This window comes from Bacillus sp. NTK034 (assembly GCF_017303275.1).
Taxonomy (GTDB): domain Bacteria; phylum Bacillota; class Bacilli; order Bacillales; family Cytobacillaceae; genus Cytobacillus.
Map to the genome: position 1 here is coordinate 544,771 of NZ_JAFKOJ010000002.1, position 12,943 is coordinate 557,713.

The 12,943-nt window shown below is 42.6% G+C and carries 15 protein-coding genes; 1 reads left to right on the plus strand and 14 read right to left on the minus strand.

Features of this window, described 5'->3' with window-relative positions; translation table 11 throughout:
* Positions 1-172 precede the first annotated feature (172 nt).
* The 12 genes from JI665_RS09075 to JI665_RS09125 all read right to left on the minus strand — a co-directional run bounded on the left by JI665_RS09075 (position 173) and on the right by JI665_RS09125 (position 9,498).
* Positions 173-1,261, minus strand: coding sequence for an AI-2E family transporter (locus tag JI665_RS09075; RefSeq protein ID WP_206838873.1), 1,089 nt, complete (start codon positions 1,259-1,261; stop codon positions 173-175).
* 158 nt (positions 1,262-1,419) lie between these two features.
* Positions 1,420-1,554: a YrzQ family protein gene (locus JI665_RS09080; RefSeq protein WP_206838874.1), complete on the minus strand. Its 135-nt coding sequence runs from the start codon at positions 1,552-1,554 to the stop codon at positions 1,420-1,422.
* A gap of 25 nt (positions 1,555-1,579) precedes the next feature.
* Positions 1,580-1,771, minus strand: a complete 192-nt coding sequence (locus JI665_RS09085; protein ID WP_206838875.1) for a hypothetical protein — start codon at positions 1,769-1,771, stop codon at positions 1,580-1,582.
* 15 nt (positions 1,772-1,786) lie between these two features.
* Positions 1,787-2,257, minus strand: a complete 471-nt coding sequence (locus JI665_RS09090; RefSeq protein ID WP_206838876.1) for a PRC-barrel domain-containing protein — start codon at positions 2,255-2,257, stop codon at positions 1,787-1,789.
* A 101-nt stretch (positions 2,258-2,358) separates the two neighbouring features.
* Positions 2,359-2,511, minus strand: coding sequence for a hypothetical protein (locus JI665_RS09095; RefSeq protein ID WP_206838878.1), 153 nt, complete (start codon positions 2,509-2,511; stop codon positions 2,359-2,361).
* Between the two features lie 66 nt (positions 2,512-2,577).
* Positions 2,578-2,709: a hypothetical protein gene (locus tag JI665_RS28920; protein WP_280516075.1), complete on the minus strand. Its 132-nt coding sequence runs from the start codon at positions 2,707-2,709 to the stop codon at positions 2,578-2,580.
* Between the two features lie 64 nt (positions 2,710-2,773).
* Entirely contained in the window at positions 2,774-5,200 is a 2,427-nt protein-coding gene (locus JI665_RS09100; RefSeq protein WP_206838879.1) for an ATP-dependent RecD-like DNA helicase, read from the minus strand.
* A 28-nt stretch (positions 5,201-5,228) separates the two neighbouring features.
* On the minus strand, positions 5,229-5,894 hold the full coding sequence (locus JI665_RS09105; protein WP_206838880.1) for a tetratricopeptide repeat protein: 666 nt from the start codon (positions 5,892-5,894) through the stop codon (positions 5,229-5,231).
* Between the two features lie 115 nt (positions 5,895-6,009).
* Complete coding sequence (gene mnmA / locus JI665_RS09110) at positions 6,010-7,125, minus strand: tRNA 2-thiouridine(34) synthase MnmA (protein WP_206838881.1); 1,116 nt, start codon at positions 7,123-7,125, stop codon at positions 6,010-6,012.
* 55 nt (positions 7,126-7,180) lie between these two features.
* The gene (locus JI665_RS09115; RefSeq protein WP_206838882.1) at positions 7,181-8,323 is read right to left on the minus strand and encodes a cysteine desulfurase family protein; all 1,143 of its coding nucleotides are present in this window, start codon (positions 8,321-8,323) and stop codon (positions 7,181-7,183) included.
* A gap of 69 nt (positions 8,324-8,392) precedes the next feature.
* Complete coding sequence (gene cymR / locus JI665_RS09120) at positions 8,393-8,812, minus strand: cysteine metabolism transcriptional regulator CymR (RefSeq protein ID WP_009333072.1); 420 nt, start codon at positions 8,810-8,812, stop codon at positions 8,393-8,395.
* Positions 8,812-9,498, minus strand: a complete 687-nt coding sequence (locus tag JI665_RS09125; protein ID WP_206838883.1) for a YczE/YyaS/YitT family protein — start codon at positions 9,496-9,498, stop codon at positions 8,812-8,814. The genes cymR and JI665_RS09125 overlap by 1 nt, the downstream gene beginning before the upstream one ends.
* 260 nt (positions 9,499-9,758) lie before the next feature.
* Between JI665_RS09125 and JI665_RS09130 the strand changes: the two genes are divergently transcribed.
* Entirely contained in the window at positions 9,759-11,018 is a 1,260-nt protein-coding gene (locus tag JI665_RS09130) for a replication-associated recombination protein A (RefSeq protein ID WP_206839307.1), read from the plus strand.
* Between the two features lie 43 nt (positions 11,019-11,061).
* Here JI665_RS09130 and JI665_RS09135 read toward each other — a convergent pair whose 3' ends face one another.
* Together JI665_RS09135 and JI665_RS09140 are read right to left on the minus strand one after the other, a co-directional pair.
* The gene (locus JI665_RS09135; RefSeq protein ID WP_206838884.1) at positions 11,062-12,021 is read right to left on the minus strand and encodes an ABC transporter permease; all 960 of its coding nucleotides are present in this window, start codon (positions 12,019-12,021) and stop codon (positions 11,062-11,064) included.
* The gene (locus JI665_RS09140) at positions 11,999-12,940 is read right to left on the minus strand and encodes an ABC transporter ATP-binding protein (protein ID WP_206838885.1); all 942 of its coding nucleotides are present in this window, start codon (positions 12,938-12,940) and stop codon (positions 11,999-12,001) included. The genes JI665_RS09135 and JI665_RS09140 overlap by 23 nt, the downstream gene beginning before the upstream one ends.
* Positions 12,941-12,943 lie beyond the last annotated feature (3 nt).

Genomic DNA, 12,943 nt, shown 5'->3' on the forward strand with positions numbered 1-12,943 from the left:
TAGCTTTCTGTTATCCTTCATCTGGGAGTTCTTTCAGCCTGGGAACTCCCTCTCTTTTATGAATGCAATACCAGCATTTCACGCAGATGGCCTATAACATACTTATTCCGTCAACATGTTTAATATAGCTTTATAGAGGAATTATAGCGATTTATCTTTATTGTTGTCAACATCATGATGGAGTTCCCGTGATTTTTGGCTGTTTATTTTTTGTAAAGTGTTTTTTCGCATGTATAATGCTTACTTTAATGACAGCTAAAATCGGAACTGCAATGATTAAGCCCAGTATCCCTGCCGCTTCCCCGCCAGCCAATAAGGCCAGCATAATGAGAAGCGGATGCATATGAAGGCTTTTTCCAACAATCAGGGGTGAAAGAACATTCCCCTCCAGAAACTGAAGAACTATAATGATGCCAATTGTAATCACAATCATCTTGACTGATAAAGCAGAGGCAATGATTACAGCCGGGACCGCTCCTATAATTGGGCCAAAATAAGGGATTACATTTGTAACTCCAATTATAGTGCCAAGTAAAAGAGGATAGCGCATATCAAAGATCCAGAAAAGCAGTGAGGATATGGCCCCGATGGCTGCACATACCAGAAGCTGGCCTCTAATATAGCTTCCCAGGGACTTATCTACATCCCTTAAGAATAAAACGCCTTCCTTTCTCCATTTCCTTGGAGTCAAATACCAGGCAGCCTTTTTCATAATCGAAAAATCTTTAAGGAGATAAAAAGAAATGAAGGGAATTACAGCGATAATCACCGCATAATTCAATACATTAAGAAAAAATGTGATTACCTTCGTTAAAAGATTATTTAACCGGTTCTCAACCGCTGCAATGACTTCATCTATCCTGGTTTGCAGGCCATCAGGCCATGTTGATGTTTTACTCTGAATAAGGTCGATCCATTCCCGGTATTGATTGGCAAATTGAGGAGCATTTTCTGAAAGATCACGCAATTGATGAATAAAAGCCGGAATCCCTTTATATAAAGCTAGTCCGATCCCCCCGAAAAATAAAAAATAAATAATAAAAACGGCAAGACCCCTATGAAGGCCCGTTTCATTCAATTTTTCCACAATCGGGTGAAGGAGATATGTAATAAAGGCTCCAATGACAAAAGGAATGAATACTGCTAATAATATCTCCAGAACAGGCATCCATAATGCCTGAAGCTTTAGGAAGACTAAAATCACAATAAACAAGAGAAGCAGAAATCCAAGCCGGTAGTACCATTTCATTTGAATATTCAATATGGACCGCCTCCTTGTTTTTATTGTGATTGCTTCGTGGGGATTTATGCATTGTACGTAATAAGATAAGCGCGAATGCCTTTTCATGGGAAAGGAGCTCAAGCATTCATTCCACAAAAAAGCTGGCCCCTTTTCAAGAACCAGCCCCAAAATTATTTTTAGAACAAAGCTTTCGTTATTCTTTTTTGCATGCGTTTCATTTTTCGGCCTGATATCATATTATTCTTTTGCGCGTAATTATAAGCAGCCATGCCTGCCCCAAGCATCATTGCAGAGGTTAATATTTTGTTCAAACTGGCTCACCTCTTTCGTCCATAATTACGAAAGAAACCGGCGCTCATCTTCTTCAAATAAATCATCAAGGGAGCTAAGCGTACCATCTTCCTCTACTTGATGGGTGTTAATGATCCCTTTGGACAATGAAAGTTCTATAAAGCAATTCCAGCAGTAAAATTGGCTAATTCCAATTTTTCCAATATCTTTGCTCTGGCAATTTGGACATTTCAGCACGGAAAAGACACCTCACTATTTTACATTTACAATTATGGCGTCTTTTCCAATTGCAGGCGGGTCATCGGTTTTTATGACACGTTTTCCTTCCAGCACATCTGAAAAGAAGCCATCCGACAGTTCGTACCCTACAATCGTGCCCAATTCTTCCCTGAAGTATACATCCTCAAGTAAGCCCAGCCGTTCACCTTCCTGGCTCATAATCATTTTGCCAGTTAACCGGTTATGGGTCTCACATGTATAATCCTCATGTTTTGGAATTGCTTGCAGAACAGAGGAATCTTCAATCATTACTCCATCCCAGCCAAAAGATGCCACGTCCTCAATATTGATGATATATGTCTTTTTCAGAAGAGCGCCCTTTCGCAGCAGTAATCCCTGTACTTTACCATTGCCTGAAATGGATAAATCACAAATATCGCCTGCTTTATTGCCGGTTTTCAATTCAAAAACCGGCAAACCTTTTAATAAAGAAAATGTCCGCAAAGAGAATCCCGCCTTCCCGAACATTTTTAGTTTTCACTGTCCCTTAAAAAACATGACGAAAAACCTTTGCCATGGGAGCCAAAAAATATTTTCTCTCCCTTTTACTTGCCAGTATATCTCGGCTTATTAAAGCGCTCATTACGCTCTCCACCATCCGAAAGTTCCTCTGAAAATTCATAATCCGGCTTCTGCGGCTTTTTACGCCGTTTCACACCATGGAGATTGAGAAGAGAGCTTCTGCTTTTATTATTCATGTTCACTGCTCCTATAAATAAATTTATAATCAAACGACTACACAGTACTTCTATTGCCAGGATTATTTAATTCCCCTTTGGCTGATCTTTCTTAGTATCCCCTTTAACCAGGTCAGCGCCGGAGGTTAGATTGGAGGCTGCCAGCTCTTCTGAAGCCATATTGTTGTTTGGTGCAGCTTCTTCATTCCACTTTCCCATGAAAATCCCCCTTCGAAATCTGATGGTATACAAAAAGAACAGTCTGTTATTTAGACTGTTCTTTTTAGCTATATTCTTTTTCCATAAAATCATACGGTGTTATATTTCCCATTCCAATCATGGGATCGGAGTGAAGAAGCTTTTCCTCGAGGGTTAGGGTTACCGGCAGAGACGATTCAGCTGTCTCTTCCAGCATTGTTTCTCCATTTATTGGGATTGCATCTCTAAGCTTTTCTGAGAGAGTTGTCAGCCGGGCCTGTTCATCCGCACGTTCCACACCAATTTTCAACGCATCTTCTTCACCGCAAAGTATTAAAAATTGTCTGCTGCGGGTAATGGCGGTATAAAGAAGATTCCTTCTAAGCATCCTGTAATAGCTTTTAACAACAGGCAAAATGACAATAGGGAATTCACTTCCCTGGGATTTATGAACTGAACAGCAGTAGGCATGTGTGATCTGATTAAGATCCTGCCTTGTGTATGTAGCTTCTGCACCATCGAAGGATACGACAATCATATCCTGTTTTTCCGTATTTTCCTTTGCGTAAAAAATGGAAACAATCTCACCCATATCCCCATTAAACACATTATTCTCAGGCTGATTGACAAGCTGAAGGACTTTATCACCGATTCTGTATTTCACATCACCGAAGGACAGCTCTTTTCTCGTTCCATCAGGATTTGGATTTAGTATTTCCTGCAATATTTCGTTTAGCCTGTCAATGCCTGCAGGTCCGCGGTACATAGGGGCAAGCACCTGAATATCTTTTGAAGAATAACCTTTCTTCTTGGCATTCAGCACAACCTTTTCAACAACATCCGCAATTTGGCCCGGCTGGCATTTGATAAAGGAACGATCTGTCTGCTGTGCAGAAATGTTCGCCGGAAGTTTGCCTTTTTTCATTTCATGAGCCAATTCAATGATTGAGGATCCTTCAGCCTGTCTGTAAATATCTGTTAAACGAACGGTAGGAATACATTCTGAACGCAAAAGATCTTTCAAAACCTGCCCTGGACCCACTGAAGGCAGCTGATCTTCGTCCCCCACAAGGATCACCTGCATATTATCAGGGAGAGCCTTGAAAAGCTGATTAGCAAGCCAAACATCAACCATTGATGTCTCATCAACAATTAAAATCCTGCCTTCCAATGGGCTCTCTTCGTGCCTGTCAAACCCTTCAGTCCCATTCCAGCCAAGCAGTCGGTGAATGGTTACAGCGGGCAGCCCTGTTGACTCGGCCATCCGTTTTGCAGCCCTTCCTGTAGGCGCGGCCAGCAGGAAGGGAAAAGGCTCTTCCTTTTTATAGTCTTTCGGTTCAAGAGAGCAGCCATGCAGCTCGGCATATAATTCAACAATTCCCTTTATAACAGTTGTTTTTCCGGTACCCGGGCCGCCAGTCAGTATCAGCATAGGAGACATAAGAGCTGTTTGAATGGCTTCCTTTTGGGTTGGGGCATACTGAACACCCAAACGTTCCTCCAGATTGCCAAGGGCCAAAAGAAATTCCGACTCCGGGAACTGTTCATCATACTGTGTTTGCTTAAGGATCCGTTTAATGTTTGTTACAAGTCCCTTTTCAGAAAAATATAGGGATGGAAGGTATATCTTTTGGCCTTCAGCCATGATCTTCCCTTCCTCTTCAAGCTTAATCAGTTCATTGGAAATATCCCTGTATTCAATGGTATCACGCTTGTTTTCTTCTAAAAGCTTTTTCACACTTTGCAGAAGAGGTTTTGCTTCAATATAAACATGGCCTGCCTGCATGCTTTCCATTTCAAGTATGTAGAGGCAGGCTGCTTTAATCCGATCAGGATGATTACCTGAAATGCCGATTTGATATCCCAGTTCATCTGCACGGCCAAAGCCGACTCCTTCTATATCCTCAACCAGCCTATAAGGATTGCTTTGGACGACTTCAATCGTCATTTCTTTATACACTTGATAAATTCTCATGGAAAGCTGCGGGCCAAAACCATATTGGTTTAGTGCAATCATGGCTTGCTCAAGGCCCTGATGTTCCATAAGCGTGTCGTAAAGCAATTTTGCTTTTTCAGGTGACAGTTTTGGGACCTTATCGAGAAGAGACGGCTGATTTAGAATGCGTGTAATCGCATCTTCTCCAAGTGTCTCAACGATTTGCTCGGCGGTTTTCTTTCCAATCCCTTTAAATAATTCGCTTGATAAATAATTGGCTACACCCTGTTTGGTCTGGGGAAGATCTTTCCTGTAATGGCTTGCATGGAATTGGACGCCGAACTTAGGGTGATCCTTGAATTCACCGTAGAAAATATAAGTTTCATGTTCATGCATCTTTGGCAGATAGCCTGTAATGACCGCTTCTTTTTCATCATATGAGTCATTCGTTTCATCAACCCGAATGCGTACAACCGTATATAAGTTTTGCTCATTATGAAAGATAGTGACAAGATGTCTGCCTTTTATGAACTTTCCCTGTTCGGCGAAAAGATCCATGGAATCCTGTTTCTCCATTTCCTTATCCCTCCCCATAATACAACTTTTAGCTCAAGTCACTGCCGCCTTTTTCGATCAGCTTTTTTCCATACCCGGCAAGCATATGGTCCGGCTGAATTTCCAGTGCCCTATTAAAATAGGAGAGTGCTTCGTTTTCCTGTTCTTTAAATCCATAAGCTACTCCAAGGTTGTAATAGGCATCTGCATGCTCCGGTTCAATTTCAATGCACTTTTTCATCTGCTGGATTGCTTCATCAATATAATCCAGCTGCGCCAGACATAATCCGTATTGAAAATGTGCTTCGGCATCATTTTCATTCAGTTCCGCACTGCGCTGCAAATAAGGCAAAGCCAGTTTACCCTGGTCAAGGGCTGTTAGGGACATGCCAAGCATGAAGAAGTTATCTCCGGTTTCCAGGCCTTTTCTCAAAGCTGTTTCAAACATCTTTTTTGCTTCGTCAAACTGCTGCAATTCATAATATAAGGTTCCCGCACTATAATAAGCAGCACCCGCGTTTTCATCAAGCCCTATTGCTTTTTCATAAAGCTTCAGCGCTTTTTCGTTTTCACCTACAGCTGATAGCACATTTCCAAAATTAATATAGGAAACAGGATCAGAGGGATTTTCTTCAATTGCTTCCATAAAAACCTTCGCTGCTTCTTCCCATTTTCCTTCTTGCATATATTGAATACCCATTTGGTTCTTATCCATTATTCATCACTCCATTCAAATCAAAGTATAGCATATTTGAATTTTCCATTTCTGCTGACAGCTATTCCCATAATAAAACCCCGATTCTATGTAAGAATCGGGGCCCCGTCTTTTCTTAACCCACATAATCCAGCTGTTTGCCATCTTTGAATATTTTATCAATTGTTCCGCCGCCAAGACACTCGTCTCCATTATAAAAAACAACTGCCTGCCCCGGGGTAACAGCTCGGATTGGCTCGTCAAAAATAACTTGTACTTTTCCATCTCCAAGAATCTGAACCTTTACTCTGCTATCAGCCTGGCGGTATCTGAACTTTGCCGTACATTCAAATTCCTGCGGCTCTTCTGTATGGGAAACCCAGCTGGCATTAACAGCAATAATGGAGTCTGAATAGAGCATTTCATTGTGGAAGCCTTGTCCAACATACAAGACATTCCGCTTCAGGTCTTTGCCGATTGCAAACCATGGTTCACCTGCACCGCCAATGCCCAGTCCATGTCGCTGCCCAATGGTATAATACATCAGGCCATCATGCTTGCCGACAACCTTTCCGTCCATAGTTTCCATGTTCCCAGGCTGAGCTGGAAGGTAATTCCCAAGGAACTCCTTGAAGTTACGCTCACCTATAAAGCAGATGCCCGTGCTGTCTTTCTTTGCTGCAGTTGCCAAACCGGCTTCCTTTGCCAGTTCACGCACTTTTGATTTTTCAATGTCGCCAATTGGAAACATAACTTTTTCGAGCTGATCCTGTGTTAACTGATTCAGGAAATACGTTTGATCCTTATTATCATCAAGGCCTCTTAGCATTCTGTATTCGCCATCCCTGAACTCCACGCGTGCATAGTGGCCAGTAGCCAGGTAGTCTGCGCCAAGGCTCATAGCGTGTTCAAGAAAAGCCTTAAATTTAATTTCCTTATTGCACATAACATCAGGATTGGGTGTTCTTCCTGCCTTGTATTCTTCAAGGAAGTAGGTAAACACCTTATCCCAATATTGCTTTTCAAAGTTGACTGCATAATAAGGAATTCCGATTTGGTTGCATACCCGGATGACATCATTGTAATCCTCTGTGGCAGTACAAACACCGTTCTCGTCGGTATCATCCCAGTTTTTCATAAAAATCCCGATCACATCGTACCCCTGTTCCTTCAGAAGCAGGGCAGCAACAGAAGAATCAACGCCTCCGGACATTCCAACCACTACCCGGGTATCCTTTGGATCTTTTTTCATCTCTATTTCACCTCAATTCTAAACGCTTAGACTTGCATTTTTTTTAATATCCTATCTATTTAGCCAGCCGCTTCACGATTTTGGCTGTATGTTCTGCAGCTCGTTCAGCTTGGTCCTTTGTATTAAAGAGGCCGAAGCTGAAACGGATGGAATTTTGCAGTTTGTCTGATCCTTTTCCAAACATGCTGACAAGGACGTGGGATGGATCGATGGAGCCTGCAGTACAGGCCGACCCGCTTGATGCTGCTATTCCAGCCAAATCAAGATTAACCAGCATGGCTTCAACATTAGTTCCGGGAAAGCTTAAGTTTAAAACATGAGGCAGGGAATAATCAAGTGATCCGTTCAGTTCAAAAACAGCATCTTCCTGCTTCAGTTTATTCATGAACAGCATCTTAAAAGAATGCAGCTCCTCCCGCTTAGTTTCCATCTCCTTCTGAGTGATCCGAACTGCCTCCTGGAAGCCTGCAATAGATGGAACATTTTCAGTTCCCGCCCTGCGCTTCCTTTCTTGTTCACCGCCAAAAAGCCGGGAAGAAAGTTTCACATCAGGATGGGCATATAAAAAGCCGATCCCTTTTGGTCCATTAATTTTATGGGCGGAGACGGAAAGCAAATCCACTTTCAATTCCTGTACATCAATTTTTTCAAGGCCGTAAGCCTGAACAGCATCAGTATGGAATTTAGCAGGATGCTCCGCCAATAACTCGCCTATTTCCTTAATTGGCTGAAGGGTTCCTATTTCATTATTTCCGTACATGATGGTTACAAGAATGGTATCCTCCCGCAAAGCAGCTTCTACATCCTTTACCGAAACACGGCCATTTGGATCAACAGGCAAATACGTTACCTCAAAGCCCTGTTTTTCAAGCTCTTCACATGCATGCAAAACCGCATGATGTTCAATTTGGGTTGTGATGATGTGTTTGCCCCTATGGCGGGAGGATTCAGCTGTTCCAAAAATCGCATGATTATCAGCTTCTGTTCCCCCGCTTGTAAAAATAATGTCATTGGCTTTTGCACCAATGCTGTTTGCTAAAGCAGATCTTGCTTCATCGACAATATGGCGTGCACTCCGCCCGAAATAATGAATGCTGGAAGGATTTCCAAATTCAGATTTCATTATTTCAGTCATCCGTTCAATCACTTCCGGATGCATTGGCGCAGTTGCCGCATGGTCAAGGTATATTCTTTCCAATCTATTTCACCTACTTCATTTCATCCTGCTGTTTGCTTTTTTACATATGAATTATCCCCTGATAAAGGACTAAATATAAAACATATAAGCATCCGATTCACCAGTATCAGTATGGCTGGCAAGGTCTTCGAGTGTTGTATTATCAAGCACATCTTTCACGGCATCACGAATGCGCATCCACAGTTCTCTCTTTGCAGGCTCTTCATCTTCAATGCCTTCCACCGGGCTAATCGGCCCTTCAAGCACTCTGATAATATCACCGGCAGTAATTTTTGTCGGTTCTTTCCCTAAAATATATCCGCCGTATGCACCTCGGATGCTTTTTACAAGACCGGCATTCCGGAGGGGAGCTATAAGCTGCTCCAGATAGTGCTCAGACAGATCATTCGTCTGGGCAATCGACTTTAACGATGTAGGACCTTCCCCATGCTTTTTAGCTAATTCAATCATTATAGTTAAACCATAACGGCCTTTAGTAGATATTTTCATCAGCTTGCACCTCTATCCTTTTCTTTAAGCATTTGATTCGCATAAACACCCTTTTCTTTAAGCTTTGCCAAAAATCGGTCAGTTAAAGCCTGGCACTGCGGCAAAGCTGCTCCGACAATTGGCCCGACTGCCAAACTGAGCACAATGGTTCCCCAAAAAACAGGTCCTCCTAGCTGCCATCCAACAGCCAGCACAGCAATTTCCATTAAGGCTCTCACATTTCTAACCTTCCAGCCGGTTTTTGCTGTCAATGCAATCATCAGGCTATCCCTCGGACCGGCTCCGAGCTGCGCCGAAATATATAGCCCCATCCCATAGCAATAAACAACTATGCCAAAACCGAACATGGCTATTTTCCCCGCCAGCCCATTTGGTGTCTGCATAAACGGCAAAAGCAAATATGCGTCAATAAACAGACCAATCAGTATCATATTCAAGAATGCACCGGCCTGTGGAAATTCCTTTGAAATCAGTGCTGCAGCAGCTAATATGAAGATCCCGACAATGATGGACCAGCTGCCTATTGTCAGTCCAAGCTGGTAGTACAGCCCAACATGCAGAACATCCCAGGGAGTTGCCCCTATATCAGCTACTATTAACAAAACAATACCCAGGCTCATGACAAGCAGCCCTGTTAGATACACCATAAACCTGGGACCGATTTGCCCTTTATTTTTCAATAACATGTGCCCAACGCTCCCTGCAAGAACAGCATTAATATATGAAGATTAAATCCTTAGTAATATTATAGACTTTTGACATTATAGCATATTTTAGGAGGAAAAGGAGCAGGACGGGATTGAACTTAGGACAAAGCAGCCTGTGGCCTAATTGATTTCACTGCAGGAAATGTTATGGTATCTTAAATAGAAAGAGAAAACTTTGTTAAAAAGTGATGGGCAGGGCCTAAGTCTGCCTGCATAAGGCTGGAGTGATAACTTTGAACATTAAACCTCTTGCATTCCGGATGAGGCCGAGAACGATTGATGAAATCATTGGCCAGGAGCATCTTGTTTCAGAAGGAAAAATTATTTATCGCATGGTGCAGGCTAAGCAACTGTCATCGATGATTCTGTACGGACCCCCAGGTATAGGCAAAACTTCGATTGCAAGTGCCATTGCAGGGAGCACCAAATACGCTTTCCGTACCTTAAATGCTGTAACCAACAATAAAAAAGATATGGAAGTGGTAGCGGCAGAGGCCAAAATGTCCGGAAAGGTTATTCTGCTGCTCGATGAAGTCCATAGACTTGATAAAGGCAAACAAGATTTCCTGCTGCCCTATCTGGAAAATGGCAGCATCACTTTAATTGGCGCCACAACCAGCAATCCTTATCATGCAATTAACCCGGCTATCAGAAGCAGGTGCCAAATTTTCGAACTAAAGCCGCTGTCAGCTGATGAAATAAAAAAAGCACTGATAAGGGCATTGCTGGATAAGGAACGAGGTCTTGGCAATAATCAAACTAATGTTACTGAGGAAGCGCTGATGCATCTTGCCACCGCTTCAAATGGTGATGTCAGAAGCTCGCTAAATGCATTGGAACTGGCTGTGCTTTCTACAAGAGAAGATGAAGAAGGAATCATCAAGATTGACTTGTCTGTTGCCGAAGAATGCATTCAGCAAAAAAGCTTCACACACGATAAAGATGGAGATGCCCATTACGATGTCTTATCCGGGTTTCAAAAGTCCATCCGCGGAAGCGATGTAAATGCGGCATTGCACTATTTAGGAAGATTAATTGAAGCAGGCGACCTGCAAAGCATAAGCAGAAGACTTTTGGTTATCGCCTATGAAGATATCGGACTGGCATCGCCGCAAGCGGGAGCCAGAACCCTTGCAGCCATCGAAACAGCTGAAAGGATTGGATTCCCGGAAGCAAGGATTCCGCTTGCAAATGCGGTCATTGAGCTCTGCCTTTCTCCAAAATCCAATTCAGCATACACAGCATTGGATTCCGCAATAGCGGATATCCGCGCAGGCAAAAGCGGTGAAGTCCCCGATCACTTGAAGGACGCCCACTACAAAGGAGCAAAGGAGCTTGGCAGAGGCATCGGCTATCTGTATCCTCACGATTATGAAACAGGCTGGGTCAAACAGCAGTACTTGCCTGACAGAATTAAAAACAAGGTGTATTATCAGCCTAAGAAAACAGGCAAATTTGAACAGGCATTAGCATCTGTCTATGAAAAACTCCTTAAATAGCAAAAGGTCCGGCGCAATGCCAGACCTTTTGCTATTTGCGCTTTTAAGCTGAAACATCCCTTTTATTAAACACATAAAATGCAAGCACCTGGAAAAGGAGGAAGTATATAAATATCATCATGATGGAAAATCCAATCGTCATCCCCTGAACCATTGGCATTCCTTCAAAATATTGAAGAAGATCTGTATTGGCAAAAAGGCTGTATTTGGCCCAATCATATTTCATTGCAATCAGCCTTGTGACCTGTCCTCCCATAAACATCAGAAACAAGGAAAGTCCGATCGCCAGCGAGCTATTCCTGAAAACAGCTGAAATCATAAAAGCCATGGTTGCAAGCATAAGCATATTAACGGATTTAAGGCCATAATAAGCTATCAGATGAAGTCCCATGCTCTGTTCTGTCACTGTTCCATTGTAATAATATAAATAAGGAATTGCTTTTTCAGGAAATCCAAAGAGGAGTCCGCCAAGAAGTGCTGAATATCCGAAAAGGACGGCAAGTACCAGCAGGCCGAATAAAATCACGGTAATATATTTTGCTCCCAGGATTTTAACTCTTTTGATAGGCCTAATCAAAAGAAGTTTGATGGTTCCCCATGTAAACTCACTCGCCACGATTCCCCCGGCAATGATAATCGTAAACAGGCCGGCAAGTTCAATCAGCTGAGAGGTATCTGAAACAAATCCCCAGACAGAGTATTCCTGATTCGGTGAAACATCATTCTTAATTCTGTATTCGTTAATGGCAATCTCCCTCTGATACTGTTCCTTCATTTCTCTGGGAGCCATTTCCCCCATCTCCTCAAGCTGTTTTTGATAGCTTTCGTTCTGGGTCTGCAGTCCTCTCTTCCATTCCATATTATCCGGGACAGTTCCCCCGCTTTCCTGATATTTTATAAAGGCGCCTGCAACAGTCGTCATAATTAAAAGAAGTCCGATCATGACATATGTACCCGGCCGCCTAAAAATCTTCATCCATTCATTTTGAATCAGTCCGAGCATCACCTGCACCTCCTTTGTACTCTGTTACTTCCAGAAAACGGTCTTCCAATGTTTTGGTCACTTCACGGACTGCAAATATTTTCATTTCTTCCCCGACTAACGATTTTATCATTTCAGGTATGTCTTCCCGGACAAGCGGAAGTATCACGCTATTTTCTGTTAGCTGTACAGGCAAACCAGGCTGTGCATTCTGTAAAATTCTATTTGCTTTTTCAGGATCATCCACTTCTACTTCATAAACCTTTTCTTTCCCCTGTACAAAATCACTGATGTGCTGAACATCAATCAGTTTCCCGTTTTGAATGATGCCGATTCTGTCACACATCATTTCCATTTCAGATAGTAAATGGCTGGAAACAATGACAGCCATTTCTCTTTCTCTCGTAAGCATCCTCAGGTGATCCCGAATCTCCCTGATCCCTGCAGGATCAAGCCCATTCGTAGGTTCATCCAGAATAAGGATTTTGGGATCATGCAAAAGACACTGTGCAAGACCTAGCCTCTGCCTCATGCCAAGAGAGTATGTTCTGACTTTATCATGAACCCGATCCGCCAATCCTACAAGCTCAACCGTTTCATCAATTTTTTCTTTCGTTACACCTTTTGACATTCGTGCATAATGGACCAGATTTTGATACCCTGACAAAAACTTATACATCTCAGGATTTTCTACAATGGCTCCAATATGGGAAACCGCCTTTTCAAAATCGGTTTTGATGCTGCTGCCAAGAATTTTAATGTCCCCGGAAGTAATGCCGATCAATCCCACCAGCATTCGAATAGTGGTGGTCTTACCTGCACCGTTTGGGCCAAGGAAACCGAATACCTCTCCCTTTTTCACCTCAAAGCTGACAGAATCAATAATCGTTCTTCCTTTTATTACTTTTGTAACGTCCTGTATTTCTACAAGAGTATCCATATA